The 26333-nt window shown below is 42.4% G+C and carries 29 protein-coding genes and 1 pseudogene; 15 read left to right on the plus strand and 15 right to left on the minus strand.

Annotation, left to right across the window (positions count from 1 at the left end; all coding sequences use genetic code 11):
• Positions 1–11: 11 nt before the first annotated feature.
• Positions 12–1403 (minus strand): sensor histidine kinase, encoded by a 1392-nt coding sequence (locus tag ACQ86K_RS10825; protein WP_091167929.1) that lies wholly within the window; start codon positions 1401–1403, stop codon positions 12–14.
• Between the two features lie 522 nt (positions 1404–1925).
• Here ACQ86K_RS10825 and ACQ86K_RS10830 point away from each other — a divergent pair.
• From ACQ86K_RS10830 to ACQ86K_RS10840, 3 genes are read left to right on the plus strand one after another with little or no spacing between them, the layout of a single operon-like run.
• Positions 1926–2843, plus strand: coding sequence for an ATP-binding cassette domain-containing protein (locus ACQ86K_RS10830; RefSeq protein ID WP_431200328.1), 918 nt, complete (start codon positions 1926–1928; stop codon positions 2841–2843).
• Positions 2804–3289 carry an ATP-binding cassette domain-containing protein gene (locus ACQ86K_RS10835; protein ID WP_431200329.1) on the plus strand — a complete coding sequence of 162 codons (486 nt, stop codon included), beginning with the start codon at positions 2804–2806 and terminating at the stop codon, positions 3287–3289. Before ACQ86K_RS10830 ends, ACQ86K_RS10835 begins: the two co-directional genes overlap by 40 nt.
• Positions 3282–4343, plus strand: coding sequence for a glycosyltransferase family 1 protein (locus ACQ86K_RS10840; RefSeq protein ID WP_091167923.1), 1062 nt, complete (start codon positions 3282–3284; stop codon positions 4341–4343). The genes ACQ86K_RS10835 and ACQ86K_RS10840 overlap by 8 nt, the downstream gene beginning before the upstream one ends.
• A 36-nt stretch (positions 4344–4379) precedes the next feature.
• On the opposite strand, the gene ACQ86K_RS10845 is transcribed toward ACQ86K_RS10840, so the two are convergent.
• From ACQ86K_RS10845 to ACQ86K_RS10860, 4 genes are all read right to left on the minus strand, one after another.
• Positions 4380–5480: a glycosyltransferase family 4 protein gene (locus tag ACQ86K_RS10845; protein WP_091167920.1), complete on the minus strand. Its 1101-nt coding sequence runs from the start codon at positions 5478–5480 to the stop codon at positions 4380–4382.
• 145 nt (positions 5481–5625) lie between these two features.
• On the minus strand, positions 5626–6318 hold the full coding sequence (locus ACQ86K_RS10850) for an amidohydrolase family protein (protein ID WP_431200836.1): 693 nt from the start codon (positions 6316–6318) through the stop codon (positions 5626–5628).
• Positions 6315–6662, minus strand: coding sequence for a hypothetical protein (locus ACQ86K_RS10855; protein WP_431200330.1), 348 nt, complete (start codon positions 6660–6662; stop codon positions 6315–6317). Before ACQ86K_RS10855 ends, ACQ86K_RS10850 begins: the two co-directional genes overlap by 4 nt.
• 105 nt (positions 6663–6767) lie before the next feature.
• The gene (locus tag ACQ86K_RS10860) at positions 6768–7520 is read right to left on the minus strand and encodes a class I SAM-dependent methyltransferase (protein WP_091167915.1); all 753 of its coding nucleotides are present in this window, start codon (positions 7518–7520) and stop codon (positions 6768–6770) included.
• Between the two features lie 312 nt (positions 7521–7832).
• Here ACQ86K_RS10860 and ACQ86K_RS10865 point away from each other — a divergent pair, with 312 nt between their 5' ends.
• The 7 genes from ACQ86K_RS10865 (at position 7833) to ACQ86K_RS10895 (ending at position 12763) form a co-directional block, all read left to right on the plus strand.
• Entirely contained in the window at positions 7833–8138 is a 306-nt protein-coding gene (locus tag ACQ86K_RS10865; RefSeq protein WP_431200331.1) for a hypothetical protein, read from the plus strand.
• Between the two features lie 67 nt (positions 8139–8205).
• Positions 8206–9333 (plus strand): B12-binding domain-containing radical SAM protein, encoded by a 1128-nt coding sequence (locus tag ACQ86K_RS10870; RefSeq protein ID WP_431200332.1) that lies wholly within the window; start codon positions 8206–8208, stop codon positions 9331–9333.
• 9 nt (positions 9334–9342) lie between these two features.
• On the plus strand, positions 9343–9705 hold the full coding sequence (locus ACQ86K_RS10875; RefSeq protein ID WP_431200333.1) for a radical SAM protein: 363 nt from the start codon (positions 9343–9345) through the stop codon (positions 9703–9705).
• An 88-nt stretch (positions 9706–9793) separates the two neighbouring features.
• Positions 9794–10057, plus strand: coding sequence for a hypothetical protein (locus ACQ86K_RS10880; RefSeq protein WP_431200334.1), 264 nt, complete (start codon positions 9794–9796; stop codon positions 10055–10057).
• Positions 10047–10388: an SPASM domain-containing protein gene (locus ACQ86K_RS10885; protein ID WP_431200335.1), complete on the plus strand. Its 342-nt coding sequence runs from the start codon at positions 10047–10049 to the stop codon at positions 10386–10388. The genes ACQ86K_RS10880 and ACQ86K_RS10885 overlap by 11 nt, the downstream gene beginning before the upstream one ends.
• A gap of 93 nt (positions 10389–10481) precedes the next feature.
• Positions 10482–11945, plus strand: a complete 1464-nt coding sequence (locus ACQ86K_RS10890; protein ID WP_431200336.1) for a B12-binding domain-containing radical SAM protein — start codon at positions 10482–10484, stop codon at positions 11943–11945.
• The gene (locus ACQ86K_RS10895) at positions 11942–12763 is read left to right on the plus strand and encodes a class I SAM-dependent methyltransferase (RefSeq protein WP_431200337.1); all 822 of its coding nucleotides are present in this window, start codon (positions 11942–11944) and stop codon (positions 12761–12763) included. The genes ACQ86K_RS10890 and ACQ86K_RS10895 overlap by 4 nt, the downstream gene beginning before the upstream one ends.
• Positions 12764–12875: 112 nt before the next feature.
• Here the strand turns inward: ACQ86K_RS10895 and ACQ86K_RS10900 are convergent, their stop codons facing one another.
• The 9 genes from ACQ86K_RS10900 to ACQ86K_RS10940 all read right to left on the minus strand — a co-directional run bounded on the left by ACQ86K_RS10900 (position 12876) and on the right by ACQ86K_RS10940 (position 20121).
• Positions 12876–13838: a hypothetical protein gene (locus ACQ86K_RS10900; protein WP_431200338.1), complete on the minus strand. Its 963-nt coding sequence runs from the start codon at positions 13836–13838 to the stop codon at positions 12876–12878.
• 61 nt (positions 13839–13899) lie between these two features.
• Positions 13900–15165, minus strand: a complete 1266-nt coding sequence (locus ACQ86K_RS10905; protein WP_431200339.1) for an O-antigen ligase family protein — start codon at positions 15163–15165, stop codon at positions 13900–13902.
• Positions 15143–15586 carry a hypothetical protein gene (locus tag ACQ86K_RS10910; RefSeq protein ID WP_431200340.1) on the minus strand — a complete coding sequence of 148 codons (444 nt, stop codon included), beginning with the start codon at positions 15584–15586 and terminating at the stop codon, positions 15143–15145. Before ACQ86K_RS10910 ends, ACQ86K_RS10905 begins: the two co-directional genes overlap by 23 nt.
• Positions 15550–16266, minus strand: coding sequence for a DUF1972 domain-containing protein (locus tag ACQ86K_RS10915; protein WP_431200341.1), 717 nt, complete (start codon positions 16264–16266; stop codon positions 15550–15552). The genes ACQ86K_RS10910 and ACQ86K_RS10915 overlap by 37 nt, the downstream gene beginning before the upstream one ends.
• Complete coding sequence (locus ACQ86K_RS10920) at positions 16205–16879, minus strand: glycosyltransferase (protein ID WP_431200837.1); 675 nt, start codon at positions 16877–16879, stop codon at positions 16205–16207. The genes ACQ86K_RS10915 and ACQ86K_RS10920 overlap by 62 nt, the downstream gene beginning before the upstream one ends.
• Positions 16779–17405: a glycosyltransferase gene (locus ACQ86K_RS10925; RefSeq protein WP_431200342.1), complete on the minus strand. Its 627-nt coding sequence runs from the start codon at positions 17403–17405 to the stop codon at positions 16779–16781. The genes ACQ86K_RS10920 and ACQ86K_RS10925 overlap by 101 nt, the downstream gene beginning before the upstream one ends.
• Positions 17395–18414: a glycosyltransferase gene (locus ACQ86K_RS10930; RefSeq protein WP_091167888.1), complete on the minus strand. Its 1020-nt coding sequence runs from the start codon at positions 18412–18414 to the stop codon at positions 17395–17397. Before ACQ86K_RS10930 ends, ACQ86K_RS10925 begins: the two co-directional genes overlap by 11 nt.
• Complete coding sequence (locus ACQ86K_RS10935) at positions 18407–19669, minus strand: hypothetical protein (RefSeq protein WP_431200343.1); 1263 nt, start codon at positions 19667–19669, stop codon at positions 18407–18409. Before ACQ86K_RS10935 ends, ACQ86K_RS10930 begins: the two co-directional genes overlap by 8 nt.
• Positions 19670–19704: 35 nt before the next feature.
• Positions 19705–20121, minus strand: a complete 417-nt coding sequence (locus ACQ86K_RS10940) for a hypothetical protein (protein ID WP_431200344.1) — start codon at positions 20119–20121, stop codon at positions 19705–19707.
• A gap of 176 nt (positions 20122–20297) precedes the next feature.
• Between ACQ86K_RS10940 and ACQ86K_RS10945 the strand changes: the two genes are divergently transcribed.
• The 3 genes and pseudogenes from ACQ86K_RS10945 to ACQ86K_RS10955 form a co-directional block, all read left to right on the plus strand.
• Positions 20298–21710 (plus strand): oligosaccharide flippase family protein, encoded by a 1413-nt coding sequence (locus tag ACQ86K_RS10945; protein WP_431200345.1) that lies wholly within the window; start codon positions 20298–20300, stop codon positions 21708–21710.
• Entirely contained in the window at positions 21707–22333 is a 627-nt protein-coding gene (locus ACQ86K_RS10950) for a glycosyltransferase (RefSeq protein ID WP_431200346.1), read from the plus strand. The genes ACQ86K_RS10945 and ACQ86K_RS10950 overlap by 4 nt, the downstream gene beginning before the upstream one ends.
• Positions 22334–22400: 67 nt before the next feature.
• Positions 22401–22910: pseudogene (locus ACQ86K_RS10955) on the plus strand (glycosyltransferase family 4 protein); the annotation flags it as partial.
• A gap of 91 nt (positions 22911–23001) precedes the next feature.
• Here ACQ86K_RS10955 and ACQ86K_RS10960 read toward each other — a convergent pair.
• Positions 23002–23805, minus strand: a complete 804-nt coding sequence (locus ACQ86K_RS10960; protein WP_091167877.1) for a glycosyltransferase family 2 protein — start codon at positions 23803–23805, stop codon at positions 23002–23004.
• 586 nt (positions 23806–24391) lie between these two features.
• Between ACQ86K_RS10960 and ACQ86K_RS10965 the strand changes: the two genes are divergently transcribed.
• Positions 24392–25039, plus strand: coding sequence for an RNA polymerase sigma factor (locus tag ACQ86K_RS10965; protein WP_091167875.1), 648 nt, complete (start codon positions 24392–24394; stop codon positions 25037–25039).
• Positions 25036–26331: a hypothetical protein gene (locus ACQ86K_RS10970; RefSeq protein WP_091167872.1), complete on the plus strand. Its 1296-nt coding sequence runs from the start codon at positions 25036–25038 to the stop codon at positions 26329–26331. Before ACQ86K_RS10965 ends, ACQ86K_RS10970 begins: the two co-directional genes overlap by 4 nt.
• Positions 26332–26333 lie beyond the last annotated feature (2 nt).

A 26333-nucleotide genomic window follows, 5' to 3' on the forward strand; every position in this document is an offset into this window, starting at 1 on the left:
ATTACCCGTGTTTAACTTTGGGCAACATTACCAACAGGTATGCAAATTACAAACCGTGCAAACTGGCCCTCGGCGGTTTCAACGTTCAGTTCGCCACCGTGCCCTTTGGTGATAATATCATAGCTCATGGAAAGACCAAGCCCGGTGCCCTGCCCGGTAGGCTTGGTGGTAAAAAAGGGCTGGTAAATTTTATCCAGCACTTTTTGCGGAATTCCAGTGCCATTATCTTCCACCGTAATTTGCACCATATTAGCACCCGATGGCGATTTTACCTTTTTGGTATTAACTGTTACGGTTGGTTCGTACCCTTCTCCCAAAATCCGTTTCTTTTCGGTTACCGAGTAAAACGAATTGTTAAACAGGTTAAGCAGTACGCGGCCCAAATCCTGCGGAATAGCTTCTATTTTACCCAGATCAGGATCAAAACTGGTTTTCATGCCTGCATTAAATGATTTATCCTTGGCACGCAGACCGTGATAGCTTAGTCGCAGGTATTCATCGGCAAGGGCGTTGATATCAGTGGGCTCCTTTTTACCAGTTGTAGCACGCGAATGCTGCAGCATGCCTTTTACGATGGCATCGGCACGTTTGCCATGCTGGTTTATTTTGCTCAGGTTTTGGGTAATGTCGTTAATAATATCGCCCGCATCTTCCTTCACATCGTCGGGCAGTTTGTCAAGTACTTCGTCCTTTAGTTCCTCAAGCAGTTCAATGCTTACCTCGCTAAAGTTGTTCACAAAGTTCAGCGGGTTTTGAATTTCATGTGCAATACCGGCAGTGAGTTCACCCAGTGAGGCCATTTTTTCCGATTGGATCAGCTGCGCCTGGGTGCTCTTAAGCTCGGACAGGGTCTGCTGTAATTCTTCTGTTTGGCGGGTAAGTTCGGCTGTGCGCTCACGAACTTCGCTTTCAAGGTTTACCTTCATAGCGGCCATCATGCGGTTTTGCTCCTGCTCGGCAAAGCGTTGTTTGCGCTCATTTTCAAGTGCTTTGGTTTGTTTGCGACTGATAAGCCAAAGCGAAAATGCCCAGATAAGCGAAAACATTACCAGGCTTTGTATCAGGTTATCGTGATTGTCGTAAAAATTAGGGAACCATTTTTCCAATAAGTCTTTTATTAAACCGGCAATTGCATAAGGAATCAATGCAAAAGCAAGTTGTTTGCCTGATTTCAGGTCTTCGATATAATAGGGTGATATGACAACCCCTAAGAAAAACAAATGGGAGAGTATCATAGTCAGCCTCTCGCCGTGGTCAAAACTTACACCAAACACAAATATGGCAATAGCAATATAATAGCCTATGTTAAGGTATTTGTTCCATTTGGTTAGCAGCCCGTCGTTCTTCAGGTGCCTCCTGAATTGGGTGATCACAAATACGGCAAGGAAAGGTTCTAAACTCATGAAGGTTGTTTTACTTCTTTTATAAATGCGAAGCCGAAATTTAACAATTTTATAGAGATTATTAAACTATGCCTGTAATTTATCAAAAGTAACAGCTTAAACAATTTATTTTGATTGCTTGTCGGGCATTTTATCCCCCTTTATAAAGCAACCTTAAAGGTGTGTAAAACGTAGTTAACAATGAAACCAGTGATGAACCTGGTTTTATTGTTTTATCATCCTCTTGAAGCAAATTTTAAAAAGTATTCTGCTCATACTTGATCGATCTGAAAAGCGGAGGCTCATCAGGTCAATTATTGTCGATATTGTTATCGCCCTGTTGGATGTTGCTTTTTTAGGCTTGCTGCTGTTGATAGTTAATTTTTATACACAGCGAGAGCCGGGAAATAATTATAGTTTTTTACCGGTCGGCTTTACCAATAATAAATCATTGTGGCTCATCGGTATTTTCCTGGTGCTTTTTGCAGTAAAAAACTGTATTGGTTTCTTTGCGCAAAATGCGCAGCAGCATTTTTTTACAAGGTGGCTTCAAGGCTGTCCGAACGTAATATCAGGAATTACCTTGATGCAGATTTTGACCAGTTTATACACGTTGATTCATCTATCCATATCCGGCGAATCAGCCAGCAGCCGATTGAATTTAGTCATTACATCCTCACCAATTTTCAGCAAATAGTATCTCAAACGGTATTGATCCTTTTTACTATTGGGGCTATTATGTTCTATCACCCGGCCTTGTTTGTTTTGTTGTTTGTGTTGCTGCTGCCACCTGTCGCGGCTTTGGGCTGGTTCATTAAAACCAGGCTAAAATTTATCAGGGCACAGATCAAAACTGTGAGCGAAAAAACGCTTCAGCATTTAAACGAATCCTTATCAGGTTACGTGGAGAGCAATATTTATCAAAAAAATGATTTCTTTAGTCGCCGGTTTTTTAGCTGCCAACAGCAGCTTAATCAAAATATAGCTTCACAGCAAACCTGGCAAAACCTGCCTTCACGGTTGATGGAAGTATTTGCCGTTCTGGGTTTTTTTATTCTCATCGCTGTAAACAAATTAACGGGCGATACTCCGGTGGTTAGTATCCTGACCATCGGCATTTTTGTGGCGGCAGCATATAAGATCATCCCAGGTATTGTAAAAATACTGAACAGCAGCGGGCAAATGAAGACCTATGAATTTATCCTGGCCGATTTGATCATTGAAGAAGATGATAAACCACAGGTTAATGAGGTTGTTGACGAACAGATTTGGTCATTGAAACTTGAAAAAGTAAGTTTCAGTTATCCGGACAAAACTGTTTTGGATGAGCTTTACCTTGAGATAACTCCCGGTGATATTATGGGCATTTCGGGGAATTCAGGCAGGGGGAAAACTACTATCATTAACCTGTTAACCGGTTTTTGGAGCCGGCCGAAGGGGGCATTTATATCAACAATATAATTGCTGCCGCGCCAATGCGCCGGCTTTACCGTAAAAACATTTCCCTGGTTAAACAACAACCGTTTTTTATATATGATACTATCCTGAAAAACATCATACTTGACGATAAAACTGCCGATGAGCAAAAGTTAACCAGTGTACTGGAGTTTTGCGGATTAAATAAGCTGGTTGCGGATTACCCAGAAGGCACAGCTAAAGTTATTACCGAAAACGGCAAGAACATCAGCGGCGGTCAGCGCCAAAGGATCATGCTGGCCCGGGCGCTTTATCATAATCACGATCTGTTAATTTTAGATGAGCCGTTCAGTGAAATGGATACAGATGCGGAAAATGAATTGTTAACCAAATTGAGGCAACTGGCCCGGCAGGGGAAAATGATCATCCTGATTACCCATAACAAGGACAGCCTGGCTATCTGTAATAAAGTGATCTCGCCCAATGGATGATAACCGTAAAAAAGCATTGCTTATCCTGAGCCCCGGTTTCCCCGAAAACGAAGCCGATACTACCTGCTTACCGCCTCAACGGGTTTTTGTACGGGCGTTGAAGGCCGAAAATCCGGAACTGCATATCATTGTGCTAAGTTTTCAATATCCCTTTTTCGCTGCCGAATATGATTGGCATGGTATACGGGTGATCAGTTTTGGAGGAAGAAGCCGTGGTAAACTATTCAGGCTGAATACCTGGCTAAAAGTATGGCGAGCTTTAGGGAATTTAAACAAACAATACCAAATAATGGGCTTGTTAAGCTTTTGGCTTGGCGAATGTGCCTTTGTTGGTCATTATTTTGCCCGGATAAAAAATATTAAGCACCACTGCTGGATGCTGGGGCAGGATGCAAAAAGGGGGAACAAATATGCTAAGTGGATAAAGCCCAAAGGAGAGGAGCTGATAGCGCTGTCGGATTTTATTGTGCGGGAGTTCACCAAAAACTACAATGTAAAACCACTGAATGTTATCCCTGTGGGAATAGATATTTCATTATTTGGTGATTTATCTGCCGGAAAAGACATTCATATTTTAGGGGCAGGGTCACTTATTTCCTTGAAACGGTTTCACCTGTTTATAGAAACTGTTGCCATGCTGAAGCAGTATTACCCGGATATAAAAACGGTAATATGCGGCGACGGCCCTGAAAAGGAAAAGTTAATAAAACGAATTAAATCAAAGCAACTTGAAAGTAACGTAACCCTTGCAGGCGAACTACCGCATCACGAAGTGCTTAAAATGATGCAGCGCTCGAGAGTGTTATTTCATCCTTCGGAATATGAAGGCTTCGGCGCCGTTTGCCTTGAAGCTCTGTATGCGGCAGCCGAAGTGGTAAGTTTTGTTAAGCCGATGGATAATGATATTACCAACTGGTTTATTGTAAATAATATGGAAGAAGCCGGGCAAACTATCCGTTGTATTTTGGATGAACCGGATTCGGGGAAGAAAAATGTATTGGTTTATGACATCAGGGATAATGTGAGGAAGATGATGGGGTTGTTTGAGCGGTAGGTTTTATCCGCAGCTGGTGATTGTAAGAGCAAGCATTCAAAGGCTTTGCACTATGCTCTCGATCCTCTCTGCAATAGCCTCAAACGATAAGTTTTGCTTATAATATTCAATGGATAATCTCCGCTTTTCTGCAACATTCATTTGTGTAGTTTGCAGGAGCACATCAAGTAATGCAGGTTCATTTCCCGGTTCATACAATACGCCGCATTCACCGTTGTTAGTGATCATCCTGAACGAAAGGATGTCTGTAACCACCGGCACGCATCCGCATGACATGGCTTCGCAAATAGCGGTGCCGCTGCCTTCATAATGTGAGCCGGAGAGAATGAAATCGGCACTGTTGTACCAGTACAATAAATCGGCGTGTGGTACTTCGCCAATTAATTCAATGGCTTCTATATTTGGTGATGAGTTTAATAAATCGTTGATCTTCGGCAGTAACTCTTCGGTGTGATAGATCATAAAGAGCTTTGCCCCGGGCGAACTTTCGGCGAATTTCAAAAAGGCTTTCACCACGTTTAACGGATCTTTATTTTCGTTTAAACGGCCTACCCATAAAAACACCGGGTTGCCTTGTGCACCTGTTTGAGAGTTGGCTTCCAAGCGGCTTATAGGATAAAAAACAGAGGAAACTTCCATTACCTCATGTATTTTACCGGGCGATTTGAGGTTGCCGGCGGCAATCCATTCCATACCCATATCATGCGATGCAAACAAGTTGGCGTTAACCAACCGGTCGGCTGCCCGCTGAAGTAGTTTTTTTAAACCGGTAAAAGGTTTTTCAGCATGATTTTGTACAATGACCTTTACTTTGCGGCCAAGCATAAGGCGTAGCTGGATAACCTGCAAGGGGAAATGCAAACCATGTACTATTACCACATCGGATTTAAGGCTTTTAATATACAAATGCAAAGCCCACGGAAAATATTTGAGCGCCGCTTTTGGGTATCTTCTGAAATGGTAGTTAACCCCGTTTTGTGTCAGTTCACCTTCGTAATTGATTTGTTCAATGCTGATCACCTCGTTGCTTTTGGCCAGGGCATCTAATATGCCGGTATACATGTTAATGCGCTTTAACCAGGCCTGTGGCTGGTTAAACTCTTTGGTGTACACATAACTGGCTAAAACGTATCTCATTTAAAAAGTATTAATGGTGGCAAAAGCAAATGCTATTTTTATTTAGAGGTATCAAGGTCTTTATCCAACCCCAAAACGTGGCATCCACCACCGCTTAAATAAACCGCTTTGGATTTCGATTTTGACCATATTTTTTTGATGATATTCATGCGGCAGGCAGGGCTGGGTGAGGTATGGGAAAACAGGCATCCGGCTTGTATCGTTTTATTTCGGCTATTAAACCAGGGATATCGCCCATCACGTATTTGAAATGGTTGCCGGTAAAGACCTTGCTGTAATTTTGGGTAATTATACCCGTAAGCTGGTGATAAAGCGATTCATCAAACAGCAAAATCACGCCCTTATGCATCACCAGTAAAATATCATTGGGTGTTATATTATAAAAAGCCTGCAAACCAACTTTGCCTTTTGCTTTGGCTATTACAATATCGGCGTCAAATCCGCTGGTAATGCTGCCACTATTTAGTTTCCAGGTTTGGGCAGGGGATGAAGTAAGAGAGTTGTACAATTCATCATCATTAAGCATTTGGGTTTTACGCGCAAGGCGAATGTGATGCCAGATGTCCCAATGCCCGGTAAGTGTGCTATCTGTGCCAAATAAAATCGTTGTTTTGCTTTTTAGCTCATCAATGGCCGCTGTTTTATTAAGCAGGAAATAGTTTGATTCGGGGCACCAAACCAGGGCTTCGAAATGTTTGGCTTGTTGAGGATCCATAGCTACTCCATGGATCCCGATGAGTTTACGCTTAAGGATATTCCATTTAATTAGTTCATCTATTTCGGTATGGGCGATATCGTTTGTGCCCTCGCCTATATGGATGACGGCCGGTTTATTTATTTTAAGCGGGTTATTGAGCCGTTTCTTCCAGTTTTTTCAAACCGGACGGAGTGGATACTCTGGCAATTGTCAAATATGGTGATGAGAGGATCATTTATGGTAGTTTTTTCCCCGTGGTTTACCACTGTGGTAACGCCGCAAAGCAGGTTTTTATAAACACCCCAGCGTTCGCGCAGGGCAATAGGGATTTTTAGCACAGATGCAATCTCAACGGCGTAAGCGCGGTGAATGTGTTTTCCCCATTCAGTATAACTTTCATAGGTTTTATTGCCAAGCTGCGGAAAAAGATTAAAATCAAGATGGTCATGCGAGTTGATCAGGCCCGGAAAAGCAATGGCATTCACAAAGGTCAGCTGTTCGCGGTCATCAGTATGTGAGGGGAAACCTGTTTTATTTTACCCTCGCTTATACTTATGCTCACCACGGCATCGTTTCCCGGTATCATCACGTTATTCAGTACCATCAGTTCTCGTCAAGTGCAACCCGTAAATAATGGGGAAGCCTTTATATTTATCATAAACATGAAGCGCGTTTTTATTGGCATAATAATGCTTCATGGTTTCATCTATTTTAATTTCTTCTTCGGCAATTAGCTTAAAACCGTTGTTCAGCAACAGATCTTTAATGGTATTTACTGGGTGTACATAGTTTTCGACCGCTATAAAACTACTGCCATGTTTAAATGTCCGCTTGCCGCCGTTTGCCAATGTCTGCGGATGGAAATCGGTAATAATGATGTCGCCGGTCGGTTTCAGGATCCGCATCCAGGCCTGCAAGGCAACTTCAATATTTTTGATGTGCGCAACGGTAAGGGTTGAAACTATGGTGTCAAAACTCCCCGATGGCATGTCACCGAACAGGTCATCGGTAATTCGGTAAATATTTGCCGATGGAAACTTTTGCTGTAAACGGGACAGCATTCCGCCCGATGTGTCAAAGCCTGTTAACCGCCCTGGATTTAGCGCAAACATCTTTTCCCAATGTCTGCCGGTACCGCAGCCAATATCGGCCACGTTTTTACCGGCGATAACTGTATCCGTAACCAGGCGGGGAAACAAAACTTCATCCAAATCGAGCATGAGGTTACCTGGCTGCGCATCATAATGCTCGGCCCAGATATCGTAGGCATCCACCGAGTTTTTCTCTATGATATCGGGCGGGAAAAAGCGCTGCTTAATATAATTTTTTACAGTTTGGATCACGGTTCCGGGGGTATTTAATTAAACCTTATATCAGCAGATACGGCTGTTAAATAATAATGGTTGCCAGCTATTTTATTTATAAAGGCAGGCAACCTGTGTGAAAGCCAGGGCGTATTTATTAGTGTGAAAGTGATAATGTAGAAGCTCAGATTAATTGTTGAATGGGCAATCCCCCTCATTTGTGATTGGGTATGGCAGTGGGTTTTATTTTGTGTGCAGACTTTGTAATGGCAGGGGTGCTTTACAGGTTGCTTAAACTAAAAGATAAACCCATTGCCGGGGGGATTGAAAGCAAAGTATTGATACTAACAGATGAACAAGATATTATTATTTAACCCGCGCAGTGCAAATAACAAGTATCGCATACCTAATTCGATACTAAATATAGCGGCCTCGGTTGATGGAAAATATGATTGGGTAATTGTTGACGGCAATTGTGAGCATGACCCGATGGTTAAGATAGATAGCTATTTAAGCACCGGCGAGTTTAAATACTTTGGGTTTACAGTTATGCCCGGTCCGCAGTTAAAGCAGGCTATTACTGCGGCAAAAATTATAAAGCAAAGATATCCCAATACCAAAATGATCTGGGGGGTATTTCCCATCAAATCAACCTAACGCGGTTTTATATTCCGGTTATGTCGACTTTATTATCAACGGGCCTGGTGATCACGCTTTCCCCGCCTTGATTGATGCCCTGGAGAAAAACGAACCTTATGAGTTTATCCGCAACCTCATCTATAAAGCAACCGATGGCAAGATCATCAAAACCGCTAAGGAAGACCTTTTAGATCAGGACAGCCTACCGGCCTTGCCATATGATAAGCTGAATACTTTTTATCCCATCACCAAGTTTTTGGGTAAAACTTACCTGGGCGAAAAAACGATGGCTTATCACTCCAGCATCGGTTGCCCCTTCACCTGCTCCTTTTGTGCTGTAGTGCCAATATATGAGGCAAGATGGAAGGCAAAATCGGCCCGGAATGTTTATAAGGATGTAAAATATATTAAAGATAAATGGGGTGCAGATGCCATTGAGTTTCATGATAACAATTTTTTTGTATCAGAAAAGCGCGCGGTTGAGTTTGCCCGTTTAATAAAACCCGAAAACATGACCTGGTGGGGTATGGCCCGCATCGATACCATGTCGAAATTTAAAGATTCATCCCTTGCCGCAATCCGCGAATCAGGATGTAAGATCATCTTTTTCGGAGCCGAAAGTGGTAACAATGCCATTTTAGAACAGATGGATAAGGGCGGCACGCAAACAGGTGACCAGATCATTGAGTTTGCCGAACGCCTTAAAAAGTTTGACATCATACCCGAATATTCCTTTGTATTAGGCACTCCAGCGCCAACCCAGGAACAGGTTCAGTCGCAAATTGATTTTGAAATAGAATTTATTAAAAAGGTAAAAGCGGTGAACCCTAAAACCGAGATCGTGATTTATACCTACAGTCCTGTGCCTACCGAAGGGTCGGAATTGTTTAAGCAGGTAATGAAAAGCGGCTTCCGTTTTCCGGAAACGTTGGAAGACTGGATAAGCCCGGCATGGGAAGCCTTTGATCTTCGTAAAAATCCGCTCACGCCATGGCTTACACCGGAAATGATCGATAAGATCAGGAATTTTGAAACGGTGCTGAACGGGGTGTATCCAACGGTAACTGATATCAGGCTCAATATGATTAAACGTATGGCCATTAAACTGGTAGCTACCATGCGCTATAAGGCGAGCATGTACCATTATCCTTATGAAATAAAGTTGCTACAAAAGGTTTGGCGTTACAGGCAGCCCGAAATACAGGGATTTTAATTTATGCAGATGACAGGCCAATCGTTATATCATACCTTTCAGCGTTTCCGCACATTGCAAACGCACCGCATCGCTGCGCTACCCATCGTGATTTTGATGCCGCACAGTGCCTGCAACTGCCGTTGCGTAATGTGCGATATCTGGAGGGATAATAAAAACCTGAAGCAGCTTACCGAAGCCGACGTGACCGATCTGTTAGGTGCTTTACGGAAATTCGGTACAAAGCATGTATTGATGTCGGGCGGGGAGGCATTGCTGAATACCAATTTTTTCAGGCTATGCGAGATTTTGCGTGCTGAAAAGATCAAGGTTACGCTGCTGTCGACAGGTTTGTCTATAAAAAAACGCGTTCGATATTTTAAGATGGGTTGACGACCTCATTGTTTCTTTAGATGGCGATGAACTTTTACATGACGCTATCCGGAATGTACCTGGGGCATTCAATAAACTCCGGGAAGGGGTGAAATTCATTAAATCTATTGAACCAAAATACCGCATAACAGCTCGTACAGTGATCCATCGCCTAAATTACAGGAATTGGCAGGCTATTATTGAAGCGGCAAGGCAGATGGAGATAGACCAGGTAAGTTTTTTACCGGCTGATGTTAGCAGCCATGCCTTTAACCGCCAAACAGCATGGGCCGAGCCTCGGCAACATGAGATACTGCCGACTGAAAATGAACTTGCCGAATTTCAGGAAATGACGAGACCAGGTGCTGGCTAATAAAAGCGATTTTGCCAACAGGTTCATTGCCGAATCTCCGGCTAAGATCCGGGATATTTATGGTTATTATGCTGCTTTTTATGGCCATAATACATTCCCGTTTAAAAAGTGTAATGCACCATGGGTGTCGGCAGTGATTGAGGCTGATGGCACGGTAAGGCCTTGCTTTTTTCATGAGGCGATAGGTAACATCAGGGATAATTCATTAAATGATATTTTGAACAGCAAAGAGGCGATCAATTTTCGCAAAACACTGGATATGGCTAATGACCCTACCTGTGTTAAATGTGTGTGCTCGCTTAATTTATCGCCGCTGGCGAGGTTGGATTGATAATAAAAAAGCAATGAAGCGCGGAAATGTGCGATTTCTTCCCCTGGGAGGGTATAGGAAATTTCCCTGGATTTAGAAACAGGCTAAAACACGATGAACAATATACTGTTTACACATTCTTACTTTTTACGGTTCGACCCAAAGCAATGGGGCATAGGGCAACCTTATGCGCCACTGGGTACTATATACGCTGCTGCGCTGATGCGGGAGCAGGGTTACCGGGTAAGTCTGTTTGATACCATGTTTGTGAGCAATCCTGACGAGGTGATAGCCGCTATTGAGTTGAATAAACCGGATTTTTTTGTGGTTTATGATGATGGGTTCAACTACCTGACCAAAATGTGCCTCACCAATATGCGCGAGGCTGCATTTAAAATGTGCAAGCTGGCTAAGGAACGTGGTTGTACCGTTATCGTTTCCAGCTCAGATTCAACCGATCGATATGCAGCATATCTTGCCGAGGGAGCCGATTTTGTGATATTGGGTGAAGCTGAACAAACGCTGGCGGAACTAACTAAACATATCCGAAGTGGGAATACTGATCATTTTGAAATAAAAGGATTAGCTTACACGAACGGCAGCGAGATTATTAAAACACCCGGCCGCGCGGTAATGAAGGAACTGGATAGTTTGCCCATGCCCGCCTGGGATTTGGTGAATATGGATACCTACCGGGATATGTGGATGAAGAATGCGGGTTGTTTTTCAATTAATGTGGTAACTACCCGCGGTTGTCCGTTCAAGTGTAACTGGTGTGCCAAGCCTATTTATGGCAACCGGTACAATTCTCACAGTCCGCAGTATATTGTTAATGAACTTAAAATGCTTAAGGAGCGGTACCAGATGGATCATATCTGGTTTTGCGATGATATTTTTGGATTGAAACCCGGTTGGGTAAAGGAATTTGCCAAGCTGCTGGCACAGGAGGGAATTAAGATCCGTTTCAAGATTCAGTCGCGGGCCGATTTGTTGGCCGAGAAAGAAGCCGTAGCAGCCTTGGCCGCAGCCGGTTGTGAGAATGTATGGATAGGGGCCGAGAGCGGTTCGCAGAAGGTACTGGACGCCATGGATAAGGGGATCACTATCGATCAGATCCATACGGCTACGCACCTCATGAAAGCGCATGGCATTAAGCCATCGTTCTTTATCCAGTTTGGCTACCCCGAAGAAACGCGGGATGATATTACGCTTACCATAGATATGATTAACCGGTTGCTGCCATTTGAGATTGGTATTTCGGTATCGTATCCGTTGCCGGGTACCGGTTTTTACGAGCGCGTTAAAAACGAGTTGAAAAAGAAAACCAATTGGACTGACTCCGACGAGATGGCGCTGATGTTTAAAAACACCTATCCGCCTTTTTACTACAAGCAATTGCATAAATACGTCCACCGCAACTATCACAAGCACCTGGCTAAAAACAGCTTCCAAAAACTGCTGAAAGATCCGTTCGGGAGCTCGGTAAAAAATATCAGGAAAGCGTTATCGGTGTTTTATTATGCGCCGCTTACTTATCTTGAAAAGCTGAAGCTGGAAAAATTTGAAAAGGCGATATGACCGGCACCGCATCACGTATAAACGAACAATTTGCCGAGGCTGCATTTAGCAACCAGTCGGTAGTTTTTGATGAATTGTACTCAGGCGACACGATAATTGCGTACAAGCGCAAACGCGTGCGTGATCATATCCTGCAATACCTGAAGCCTGGAAGCAACATCCTTGAACTGAATAGTGGTACCGGTGAAGATGCACTGTTTTTTGCACAAAAAGGATTTAAAGTACATGCTACCGATATTTCAAAAGGGATGCAGCAGCAACTACGCGAAAAGGTGGTAAAGTATGATATGCAGCATGCGGTAAGCAATGAGCTTTGTTCATATACGCAGCTTGAACAGCTAAACAATAAAGGCCCTTATGATCTGATCTTTTCCAACTTTGCAGGCCTCAATTGTACCGGTGAGCTGGAAAAAGTATTGAGCTCATTTGTCGGGTTGCTAAACTCCGGCGGCACAGTGACCCTGGTGGTGCTGCCCAAATTCTGCCTTTGGGAAACTTTACTGGTATTTAAAGGGAAATTTAAAACTGCTTTTCGCCGGTTTTTTAGCAGTAATGGCCGCAAGGCGCATGTTGAAGGTGTATACTTTGATTGTTTCTATTACAACCCATCCTATATTAAAAAACGTTTAAAATCCGACTTTAAAGTATTGGATGTTGAGGGCTTGTGTACCATCGTACCGCCATCATATATTGAAGGCTTTGCCGAAAAACATCCGCGTGCCTATAAAACACTTGCCCGTTGGGAGAATAGGTTGAAGGCCACCTGGCCGTTTAAGTACGTAGGCGATTATTATATTATTTCGCTGAGGAAAATGTAATTGAAAAAGTTGCCCGAACTTTTTGCGGAAACTATAAACAAGTATCTCATACAAGTTTTAGACTTAGCATTTTAGGGCCGAAATAATTTCGGTATGACAATAAGGAGGAGTTTTATTGCGCCATCCGTTCTTCAAATTGCTGTAACAGCATGGAAACTTTAATCCGATATTTTTCTATCAGTTTAATTTGAAAGTTTTCGGGAGAGGGCTTGGCAAAATGTTTGCTTGCGGCCATGCTCATTACCGTACCCCGCATATTCAATTTCTTCATTTCAGTTTTCTTGTTCCATCGCCCGGAGGTGATTTTCATCAATACATTATCCAGCCAATCGCCGAATGAATTATTGAACAGGCTTTCTGCAAATGTTTTATACCACCGCTTTTTTAATGGTTTAGCAGTAGCGAGGCGCATACATTTGTTAGGCAGGAAACCGGAGGTCCAGGCATTAGATTTATAAAAGCTTTCAAAGGTAAGGTCACCCTCTAATGGGATAATAGTTGCTACTTCAATTGCTGTATAAATGTTCTTTTCAACTATCTGCAGTTGGGCTTCGTCAATATAATAGTTCATGCAGTAGTTGTGCTGCTTACCAACTAAAAAGGTAAGTTTTTTGAACATATGCATAAACGTACGTGCAAGCCAAAGCCTGTTGCGTTCGGTAATGATAAAAAAATCAATGTCCGAATTGTCATCGGCGAAGTTCTTAGACAAAGAACCTGAAATGCCAATACCGCGAACGAACGGAAACCGGATCAGGAAGGCACCTACTTCTTTAGCTTTATTGATTAGCCCGGAAGCTTTTTTGTTCCCTTTATTACGCCTCACCGCTATCATATAATCGTTTTTGAGCGAATAAAACCTGTCGAAATGAAATACCAGCTTATTGACGATAAGTTGATCAAGCGCTTCAGTGAAATCATGCCGGCCATACTTGTTTTCCAAAAACAGGAATATCTCGCCGTAGGTTAAAGGGTAGTCCCACATGTCAAAATAGGCAAGGGTAGCTAAAATATTATTCCGGGTATTTAACAATCGTTTATTGTTTTGTTCAACTAAGATGACTGTACTTTTCACGTCTTTGTATATATAATGATGACGTACCCCTTGCAGCTTTGGTTGCTTGTTAATAAACTAATTACACAATATTTTTAGCGTGGGTAGCTGTTGTTTCTGAGCTTGCAGAAAATATTAGTAGTGAGAAAAATACACTGTAAAAAAAGATGCCTTTATCCACATCTAAAAAGTTTTCTGAAAAGGAAACGACGGTTATAATAACCATAAAAGCCATGAGCAATAGGTCGCGTTTTGTAACGGCTGCCCTGATGCCAAATGCCAGCACGCACAGGTAAACCATCAACCCAACGCCCCCCGATTTAATAAAAAAGCTGATAAACTGGTTATGTGCGTTTAACCCGGCCAGGTACGAGCGGTAAAATTGATGGTCAAAAAATGGGTCTTTGAGCAAACCAATTTCAGTGCCTGCGCCATGACCTATAACAGGCGAATGTGCTCCCACACTAATGGCCACGTTCCAGCGCGCTAATCGCGGATCAGTAAGCTCGGCATCGGTTGACTGACTTAGGTCTTTTTTTAGCTCGGTTACATAACGTTCTTTAAAAGTATCCCGGGTATAAATGCCTGCCATCACCACTATAAATAATGCTGTGCTAATGGCCATAAACCTGAAACGGTTTCGCCCTTTTAGTATAAATAAGGGCAGCGCGATATTTATAATAAGCAGCAAAGCTATAAATATCGATTTTGAACTAAGCTGCAGAATGCCCATTGCTAAAATGCCACAGCAAGTAAGCCAGAAAAATTTACGGGTCTTTACCGGTTCCCTTACCAAAATATACAGCAGATAAACCAGCGCTATGGCTATCTGCATGGAAAAAAATGTGGCATGGATCGCCAGTGGTTCCGAAAAATTGTGGTTTGTGAACGCAGAAGAAGCCAATGCTTTTAAAGGCAGATGATAATATTTTATGGTAAAAAGTGCCTGTAAAAAAAGATAAGTGATAGTGATGGTACAGCCTAATGAAAATACGAATAAAAAATTATGCCGGTATTTTTTTAAATCGAGCGGGTTAAAACAAAAGATTAACGGGATAAGCAAAATAGTAACCTGCCTGCCTAACTCTGTAAAAGCCTGGGGCTTATTGGTAGTGTAAATAATGCTCAAAAGCGTTACAAAAAAAACAGCAGCCAAAGCAAAGTTAGCCCTTGTTAATAGCGGCTTTATAGTTGTTTTGCGAATTTGGATAGTAGTATGCAGGGCCAGGCCTATTAAAAACAGGTGGCTGTAAAACAGGTTAAAGGGCAGGCTCAGCAATAACAGCATCAGCAGGTAATAGCTTATCCTGTTGTTTAAAGCATCATCAGGCCTTAATAACTTTTCCATGTTGTTGCTGATAGCATTCCAGTATAAAATCTTCGTAATCGTTGATCACTACCTCCCAGTTAAACTGGTATTGTATCTTATGAAGATTGTTTTTCACCATTTCGCGTTCGGTATCCTTGCGCCGTACATTCTCAACCAAATGGCGTACCTCGTTAGCATTATCAAAATAAAAAGCATCTGAATTGAGTACCGATTTATTGAAAGGGTTATTATGGGCCGCAATCAGGGCTTCGCTGGCCATGGCTTCAAGCAGCGACGGATTAGTACCTCCCACGCTGTGCCCGTGGAAATACAGGTAGCTGTTATTCTGTAGCGCGCGCACAACCGAATTATCAAAATTGGCGCCCTTAAACTGGATGCGGTCATCGTTTTTAAACCTGTGAGTTATGAATTTGCCAAAGCGGTTACTGGTATCGCCCAAAACCATAAAGCTTTTTTTGATGAACTGTTGTTAAAGCCTTCTAAAATAGTTTCGATGTTGTTTTCGGGCTCCATACGGGCCATCAGCAAAAAATAATCTTCTTTAAGCACCTCGCTTTTATCAAACTGCTCACGTTCCTGGTCTGAAAACAGATCGGCACCATAGGGGATATACCGGCTGTCGACCTCGTACTTATCCTTAAGGTATGACCTGATTACCCTTGAGTCGGAAATATAATACTGGCTATGTTTCACGGCCAGCTTTTCTGCGTACTTCAAAAATTGTTGTACAGGCTTTGAGTACTTGGAGCGTTTCCACTCCAATCCATCCATATTGGTAATGATAACGCTGTTGGGCGGGTAAAGGTGGCCCCAAACCGAGCTGCTGGTGTAGCCCATAAGCAGTACCACATCAAACTTACGTTTACGGGCATCCATAAGGCAGTTAAAATCATAGGCAAACTGCCCGGCAGTGCCTATCAGATACTCCGGATCGTAACAATGTACAATGTTAACGCCGTTCCAGGTATCGGCTTCATAAGGGTGGTTGTGGGAGTTATAAACGGTAACTGAGTGCCCTTTTTTTACCAAACCGGCCGATACATATTCGGAAATATGCTCAAACCCGCCATAGTAGTTCGGGATGCCCCTCGTGCCTAAGATCGCTATTTTTAGTTTCATGACAATGAAAATTTGCTTGTAACAAGTTGTAAAATATGGTGCTGCTTTTTTGCCAGTGGTATTGCTGTTCAACATGTCGCGCTACCTGGCTGGTGAAGGCATCGCCGGGTGGTTGCTGTGCGGCAAGTAATAGCTTTTGCTCAAAATCCGTATGATTGGCCGGGTTAAAAGTATATGGCGCAAAAAAGCCAAAGTTTTTCATGGCTGTTTCTGAAGAGCATAGTACCGGCGTCCCACAAATGGCTGCTTCAAGCGGCGGGATCCCAAAGCCTTCGGCTTTTGAGGGATATACAAACAACCTGCAGGCCCGGTAAAAAGCTGCCAGATCCGCTTGTTCTGCCCGCGGTATCCACCTGAAAAACCGCTCTTGCTCAGGCGTAAGGCTCTTGATGAGCTTGGCTAAGCCCGGAGTTTTTATGGATGCTTTACCAATGAACACCAGGCTAATGCCTTTTTCGTATAGCTTCAGTTTCAAATATTTTTGCAGTAACAAAAGGTGGTTTTTGCGGGGTTCAATGCGGCTGGTGTACAGGATGAAATTTCTTATGCCGAATTTTTCTGCTACCCAATCTTCTGCCTTTTTTTGATGACTGGTATTGCAGTAATGAGTTATTTACCCCGTTTTGGATAATATGCACTTCGTCAGCGGGGATTTGGTAATAATTACAGATCCGTTCTTTTGAATAGTCGGATACAGTGGTTTTGATGTCGGCATTTTTAATACTGCGACCAAAAAGGTAATTGCGCGTTAAGCTGAACAGGATGGGGAAATCCTTCCTGAAATCATTAAACAGCATATCATGCATGGTTACTATGTACCTGCAGCCCGCCATTTTTTTAGGGCTGACGTATTGAAAATGTGCAAAATCAAACCTGTATTTTTTGATGTAGGCCGGTATATCAAATACAAAGCGCAGGATGTTGATTCCCCTGTTTTTATAAGGCAATATGTTTTGCGGCGGCAGCAGCGGGAACAATCTGCGGATATTATCGGTATCGTGGGCGCCGATGTAAATATCTATGTCCGGGCGGTGGGCCAGCAGGTGGTTGTATAATTCGCGTATAAAAGTTTGCGCTCCTTGAAATTCTTTATCAAAGGAGTGGGCATCAACAAACAGTTTTATCTTTTTAGCTGCCATAATTCAATTCGTTTTGATTTAAAACAGCGGTTGGCAGCTCGGCTTCGGCTAAACGGAAATTGCGTTTACCTAATTGATATAAACTCATCAGCATACGCTCGGGCAGAAATGACATCAGCAGCAAAAAATAATTTTTGAGATGCAGCGGGCTGATAGAAAGTGTTTTCAGCAGGTTTTCCCTTGCCTTTTCCGGCTGATAATTATTCCACAGGTATTTTTTGCCGAGCAGGGCATAATAAGCTCCTTTTTTGATGCGTGGAGATAACTGTTTAATGCCGATCTCAGACAACTGCCTTCCTTCGGCTTCAGTAATGCTCCCCTTGCGCAGGGCATTGTACTTGATCTGCCTGAATTTACCTGTACGCCATTTTTCATCAATGGTAACGGATTCGGCATTGAGCCTCACCTTAATGAGCGGTTGATTAAGGTTAAAAGCTTTTTCGTGTTTAAGAATACCTGCCCACAAAAAATGATCTTCAAAAGTGTAGGCCAGCTCATTGTAGCCACCGGCATTTAAAACGGTATCACGCTTATAAAATACACTGGAGTGAATGAAGGGACAAATCCTGTAACTGAGCTGCCTTATCTGGTTATGGCTCAGGGCGTCAGGTTGCCAGGTAAATATCAGATCGCCGTTAACATCGGTATAGTCAACTCCCGAACCAATAATGCTATAATAGGGATGAGATGTGATGAAATCATACTGCACCTGCAGGCGGTAAGGATAACATACATCGTCGGCATCGAAACGGGCTATATAAGGCGCCCGCGCGTGGCGTAAACCCTTATTGAGGGCCGCAGCTACACCTTTGTTTTCCTGGCCCAAAACCACTATACGCTCATCGTTAAATGAGTTAATAATATCTGCCGTGTCATCAGTTGAGCCATCATTTACAATCAGCAATTCAAAATCAGCAAACGATTGTTCAAGTACCGATGTAATGGCTTCGCGAATATATTTACCGGCATTATAAGCAGGCATTAAAACAGTAATTTGAGGACTATGCATACGCAAGTTCCTCCTGCACTGTAGTTTTTGTTTTTAAATGGGGTGTAGTAGTTTCTTTTATATTGAGGAGTAACATCAATTCAAAAATTACCAGTACCGAGAGTTGCTCAAACCAATAATCAAGAAAAAATATGCCCGTTACCATTATTAATATGGGCAAACCATAACTAAGCTTTTTATAATGCCGGGCAAAAAAGCCAATGTAAAATATAAGCAGGGCAAGCAATCCGAGGATACCGTATTCACTCAGCATTTGATCGTAAGTGGAGTAGGGGTTATTGCGTACCGAACGGAAACCTGCATCCTTGCTGAAAAAGCTCAGGTACAGGTCTAAATGATTGTGCATAAATGCTGGGTTGATATAGATGTATTTTGGGGGATAATTGCCCCTTATACCGGCACCAACCGCCCTGAAAGCTATTTTGGATGAAAAATTTCCGGGAGCTAAGCCCACTATACTTTGTAAAGAGTGGCTGGTAAGGTAATTAAAGGTTTGTATTGCACCGGTAATCTTTCCAGGCAATGCAGGATTGAAGGGCTCAAGCCGGCAAAGCGATAGCTGAGCCCTGTGAGCAGCTATGCAGTCGATAAGCTGTTGCCTGTCGGGCGTCATTTCGCCGGTGTTATAAAATTCCGCAAAGTGTGTGTTTGGTGCCGGGATGTATAGCCTGCCGTCATCGGTAAGCGGCAAGCTTTTGATCTTTTTATCAAGTGCGCTTGGTTTTTCCTGTTCAGCCTTTATCCTGCTTAGGCTATCCAGATAGTTTTGTGCAAATCTCCTTCTTTGTTCATCCCTGGTTATGAATCGCCCTCCGGGATTGGCAGTTGTTGCCTGCACTGCTGCATGGCCCTGTTTTTCAATACGATTTTCCCGCAGCGTACTTTTAGTCACTTCGTTAATATACTTTTCATTTTGCGGCGATATTTTGACGAGGGAGATTACATAAAGCAGCAATGCCACTACTATCATGCTTTTTTGATTGCGCGTGGTTTTATAAACAAAAATGAAAGCGAGAATCAGCAGTACCAAAATGCTGATGAGGTTACTGTAGGTAAGTGCCAGCGTACTCATGCACACGATCATCATGGGCAAGCTATTCTTATAAATGAAGTAAAACACACCGAAAGCACAGATAACAGCATTGGTTGATGAAATGTCAAAGCTTATGCCCATTACATTATCGCCGGTATTGATATAATAGCGCTGATGCATTCCCATAAAAGCATAGGGGTTAATGCTTTTAGTGATCCACATAATATGCGTTAGGTTACCCGCCGAGAAAGCTGCGTTTATGATAAAAAAATGATCAGTGTACGGTAAATGGTTTCGGCATCTGTTTTATCAACCATCAGCTTAACCTGGTGAACCGCCAGCAGGGCCAGCGCCCAGCATATCAAAGCCCAGCCAAAAACAGGTATATAATACAGGTTGGAAAAATTTTGGTTGATGACTGCTGCGGCAATAGCTATAGGGAAAACCAGCAGATAGAATAACGGGATCCTTGAATTGCGCAGCTTAAAGCCAAATTGAAAGTTAAACTCGCTAATGTAGACAAAAATCAACGCAACTATCTTAAATGGGATCCGCACGTTGATAAACAGCAGCAGGAAGATCAGCAGCCGCCAATCGGCATAAGTTTTCCACCTCTTAATATCAAAACCCGGCAAACTGATTGTCATTATTCCCTTGTATTTATTGATGTTCATTTCCCGGTTTTGCCGGCCTTGTCGCAATTGTTTTGTTTAAATAGGTTACGTGCCAAAAAATGGAATGGTTGCCTCGTTAATGTGCTGATATATGCAGATATTTAACCGGGATATTAAAATGTTACAGGCAACCGGCCGATAAAAACAATAGTATAAGAGTATAAACATATACGTCGTTGTTCAGGAGTAAAGCGTTCATCGGGTTTTTTTCGTCAGGTTTGCAGGCACTTGCCTTGCAGGTGCTTGGCAGTATCTTTTTTTATATTATTTCTGTTTACCTGAGTAAGGACAGTTTTGGGGCCATTAGCTGGATGAATGCCTTATCGATATTTGTTACCACCATACTGGGGTTTGGACTGGAGCAGGTAGTGATCAGGCGTATAGCAGCCTCACAACGGTCGGATTGGGCGGCGGCTGCATTTTTGTTCCATTCGCTCACTACTTTTTTTGTAACCCTGGGTGTACTGTTATTATTAAGTTTAATATTGCATGACAATATTTACCGGGCGCTGCCATGGTTTTTTATAGCCCAGGGCCTGCTTTTCCTGGGTATTCCGCTAAAGCAGTTTCTAAACGCAAAGGAAAAATTTACACCCTATGGCGTAATTGCCGTTATAAGTAACAGCTTAAGGGTTTGTGGTGCATTCTATCTTATTACCATACAGCAATTACAAGTTCGCTCTATAGTAATGGTAATGATAGGCACGGCCGGGGCCGAATTGCTGGCCCTGCTCATTTATGTTATCACGAAAACAGATTTTAGTTTTAAATTTCAATTTCGGGCTTATAAAAAGTTGCTTAAAGAGGCCACGGCGCAGTATGTATCGGTAATATTTGATATGAGCTTGTCGCGGATGGACTGGCTATTGCTGGGTTTTATGGCAAGTAAAACCGTGTTGGCCGATTATAGTTTCGCATACCGGGCTTATGAGCTTTCACGGTTGCCAATGCTTATTATAGCTCCTGTTATTTTACCGCGCCTGTCAAGGCTGATGGCCTTAAAGCCATCTAACCAATTGCAGGAGCAGGTAAATTCCTTTAATACCGTCGAGTTGCTGTTGGCTATGCTCTTACCTCTTGTCCTTAATATACTTTGGATACCTGTAGTAGGTATGATAACCGGCGGCAAATATGGCGCGGCCAATGCTACCGAATTTTTGATCCTATCATTGTGTATACCCCTGCAGTTTTTCATAAACCTGCTTTGGTCGTTAAGTTTTAGCGTTAAAAAGTACAAGGCTGTATCATCTGTTACCGTAATCTGTGCTACAACAAATATTGCGCTTAACCTGATATTGATCCCGCTACTGAATGGTATTGGTTCGGCTATGGCATTTTTAATTACCAATATATTACAGGCGGTGCTCTATTACAGGTTAGTGAATAAAAATATCATGCATATCAGCTTAAGGCCATTTGTGATACTGTTCCCTGCTGCTTTGGCTGGCTGGTTTATCACAGCTTCAATAAACATACATTTCTTGTTCAGGCTTTTATTGGGGATAGTTTTTTATCTGTTAGTAGCTTTAATGTCAAACCAATTGAGCAGTCGCAATATTCAAAACAGTAAACAGTTTTTAGCGCAATGAACATTTTATATCTGTGCGATGAATATCCTCCCGGACCGCATGGCGGTATTGGAACCTATGTGCGGCTCATTGCACGGCAAATGGTAAAGCTGGGGCATAAGGTAATTGTTGCCGGGTTGTATAGCCGCGGATACGGAGGCGCGGATGAATTTGAGGATGAAGGTGTAAAAGTTTTGAGATATCGCTGGAGTATTGATGATAAGTGGTTTGAAAATCAGCGGTCTGCCGGGGTACGGATGCTTAACAGGATATTACTGGATACAGGTATTACGCAACGGGATATAAAAAGAAGCATTGCGGCTTATCAAAAAAAGCTGGAACATATGATAGCCGATGAGCAGATCAACATTATTGAAATGCCCGATTATAATGATTATATCAGGTTTTGTAAATCATATGTGCCGTTTCCCACATTACCTGTTCCCGTAGTTGTTAAATTTAATGGTTCCATTACCTACTTTAATGCTGAGGCAGGGATACCGGTAGCACCGCATATTTTGAAAATGGAGCAGGATATTTTAAACCGCGCAGCGGCTGTTAGCAGTGCAAGCGCCTATACCGCAGAAAAAGTGCTGATTACCTGTCGTATAACAAATCCATCACGGTGTTGTATAATGGTATAGATACAAATATCGTCATTGGAAGCAGCGACATGTCCGGTGCGAAGCAGGTGGTTTTTACGGGGAGCCTTGTACAAAAAAAGGGATTTTTCAGTTAGCGGAGGCCTGGAATATAGTTATAAAACAGGTCCCTGATGCCCGGTTACTGATACTGGGGAAAGGCCCGGTAAGTAAAGTAATCGCCTGCTTGCAGAAGGATGCAAAAAGCAGTGTTGTGTTTAAAGGGCATGTGGGGAGGGATGAACTTTATGCCTGTTTAAGTAATTCGGCAGTGGCGGTATTCCCATCATATGCCGAAGCTTTTGCACTTGCGCCGTTAGAGGCCATGGCATGTGGAACAGCGGTGATCAATTCAAACCGAACATCCGGCACCGAACTTATTGATGATGGCGTTAACGGGCTGCTGATAGATCCAGACAATATTGAGGAATTAGCATCGGCAATAGTTACATTGCTCAATGAGCCTGAAAAACGCCTGCGCCTTGCTTTAGCTGGCAATGAAAAGGTAAAACAATGTTTTGATATCGATATATTGGCCAGGCAAACGTTGAAGTTTTACCAACAGGTGCTGGACAAATAGTTTTAAGTCGATAGTACTTAGCCTCAGCTCAAAAGTCCTATTTAGTTTTGACTTCAGACTGCCAACTATACGATACCATACCATACCTTGGTCAGTTAATCTGCTCTATAGCCAACTCGTTACGATAGGTGTTTCGCGTTTGAGACAACTCTTTATATTGTTTCAGATAAGCGTATTTAAGGCGTGTGTTTTTATAAATAACACGCGCTATAGCCAATCCTTCAGCTCCATCTAAAAAACCAAGCCTGATAATGTAATTGCGTAAAAAGCCAAAAGCGGGCGAGAAATATAGCTTGATAAACGTTGCCTTTTTACCGGCTTTGTAATATTTGGCTGCGCTTAGCTGTGCATAAAGAATAGCTTTACGCTTAAAGTCGTCAATATCGGTTACAGAGTGGTGTTGGATATAACCCGCTATGCTTTTGATCTCGGCATCGGAAGGCAAAAGCAAGGTTTCGTGTACCTCGGTTTCGCCCCATTTTACCAATGAACGATTAAACAAACGCACGTGATGATCATTTCCCCAATTACCAAAACGGATCAGCTTTTTGCCAAAGTATGATTTGAATTTGATATCGTAAACAACATTCGGTTTGTCAAAGGTTAAATTATGGAGCGATTTAATAAGCTCCAAATCAAGTACCTCATCAGCATCAATACTTAAGATCCAGTTGTAGCGGGCCTGGGCTACCCCTTTATTTTTGTTTGCTCCATATCCGCTCCAGCTTTTTTGAAACACCCTGCAGCCATAACGGGAGGCAATAAGCGGCGTGCCATCGGTACTGTCATTATCAATCACAACAATATCATCGGTAATTAAAGAAGCCATTTTTATACAATCTTCAATTAAGGCAGCTTCGTTTTTAGTAATGATCACAACAGACACCGGTACCATGCAGCAGTAGTATTATTAGTATATAAATTATTAAGGGCTTGTTATGCCCTTTTATAATATATATCGTGCATGTTCCGGGGATGGTTGCCTTAAGATAAATAAACCGGCGAAAAAACATTATGGATTTTGCTTATTCCATTCTGTTATATTAATCAGCTTGTCAGAAATGGCATTTCGACAATTCGGATTGGGGCACAGGATAATCCAGCGATCTTTTGCTTGTTCAATTATCGGACGTGTCCCGCAGGTTTTACAATTTTTTACAGGGAAGTTTGGGTTTATGTCGATTCTCATAAAAGGCCTTTAAAGCAGGCGGGGTTTACATGGTATTACGCTATAAATACACGTACAGGTTGCCTCATTGGCAAAAATATAATTATTTGCAAAGATTTTATTGAGGCTGTGTTAGCTTGTGCATATTTTGTATAAATGATTTCCGTAGGTGAGAAAAGTGTGCATGATTTTATCCAATTGTGAGAAAAATTTAAATTATTTTGCACAACGGGCAACCTTTTAATAATAGTTGCCGTGATGTGCGTAGATAAGGTTAAATTTATGTGTTTGATTCTGAGTTTATAACCCCCGTATGGGCGAAGAAGAGTTACATCAACTGATCAATGGCTGCGTAAAGCAGGACAGGAAAAGTCAGAAAATGCTCTATAAGGCGTTTTATGGATTTTCTATGGGCATTTGTCTCCGTTATGCAGGTAACCGTGATGAAGCTGCAGAAGTTATGAACCAGGGTTTTATGAAAGTATTTACCCATATAGACAGGTTTGATACTTCAAGGCCGTTTAAAGCATGGATTGGACGTATTATGATGAATGTTTCTATTGATTATTATCGTGCCAATTTAAAAATGGCCTATACCGAGGATTTGGAGAAGGCAGAAAATGTGAGTGAGGGAGACCTGACAGATAAAAATTTAAATTATGAAGACCTGCTGGCTATGGTACAGCAGTTGCCGCAGGCTTATCGTACGGTTTTTAACCTTTTTGCGATTGACGGTTATTCGCATGAAGAGATAGGGGAAATGCTAAATATTAATTCGGGCACATCAAAGTCAAACCTGCACAAAGCGCGTCAAAAACTAAAACAAATGATATTAAAAGCAGAGGAAACTGCTAATAAAACAAATTACAACAGGGGTATGGATATTAACCCAATTGTGGCCTATAATGGCATAGGTATAGATGTAAGGACAACCTTTTTTAATAATGGTATCAGAGGATGAAAAGCGAAGAAGATTTAGATAACATTTTTAAGAAGGGACTGGAAGACCCGGCAAATCATCGCGCGTTTAACGAGGATGACTGGAATGCGCTTGAGCAAATGCTTGACAAAGGCAAGAAACGTCGTGGAATTGTTTACTGGTTGCCAATTGCAAGCGGAATAGCAGCGATGTTACTGCTGTTTTTAGGATGGTGGTTTTTTAAACCTAATGTAAAGGATGATAATACAGCTGGGCAACAACAGGCTAAGGTTAAGCCCGCTGCGCCTAAAACAAATCCCGGAACCAGTGGCGGGAGTACGCCGCAACCACCAACAGACAGTTTATTAACAACCCGGCCAGCCGGGAACAGCAACATAGCTGCCAACAGCAATACAGGCAATCATGCTCACACAGGCCAGATAAGCTTAACACCATCTGTCGCCAGCTTCCACCGTAATATTCGCGGTGCAAACAAAAAGGGAATCAGCGGCCGGGATACCATTATGCAACACGATCGCGCCCTGATGGCAGGTGCTGAGCCGGCTAATAATAATGGTACCATTTCAAATTTACTGGTAAATAGAGCGTTATCACTTGATATACAATATTCTCCTTTAGCTGTTCCTGATTTTAAAACAAATATTGAAAGACAACCTATTCAAGCACCTGCAACGAAATCCAATAAAAAAATAATTAAACAGAGCTTTGGTTACCGGCCGCAATGGGCTATCACGGCCTTGGCTTCTTCTGATGTTAATGGTACAAATTCGTTCCAGGGCAAGGTTGGCAGCAATTATGGTTTGCTGCTTTCATTTGGTGCCACTAAAAAGTTAACAATTACAAGTGGTGTTGTGTATTCATCAAAACCTTACAATACAAGCTTTGCCAATTATCGCACTGCATATGTGTTTAAAAATGAGCCAACGGATGTAACGGCAGACTGTAAAATGCTTGATATTCCGGTTAATATAGCCTATCAGGTATATGGCAATTTTCGCAATAAATTATCGGTAGGCACTGGTTTATCGTCCTATCTGATGTTGCATGAAAAGTATACTTATAATTATGCCGATGGTGCTAACAGTGCTGCTTGGCCTCAAAATTATACCGTACCAAACAGTAAGGGGTATTTATTGAGCATTATCAATATAAATGCAACCTATGAACATAAAATAAATTCAAAAGTTGGTGTAAGTGTTCAGCCATATATGAAAGTGCCAATTTCAGGAGTTGGATATTCTGATATTAAACTGCAGTCTACGGGTGTAGCGGTGGGGGTAACGTATAATCTTAATTCGTTCAGCAAACCCTAAGC

The sequence above is a fragment of the Mucilaginibacter sp. P19 genome (assembly GCF_050632265.1).
Classification (GTDB): Bacteria; Bacteroidota; Bacteroidia; order Sphingobacteriales; family Sphingobacteriaceae; genus Mucilaginibacter; species Mucilaginibacter gossypii.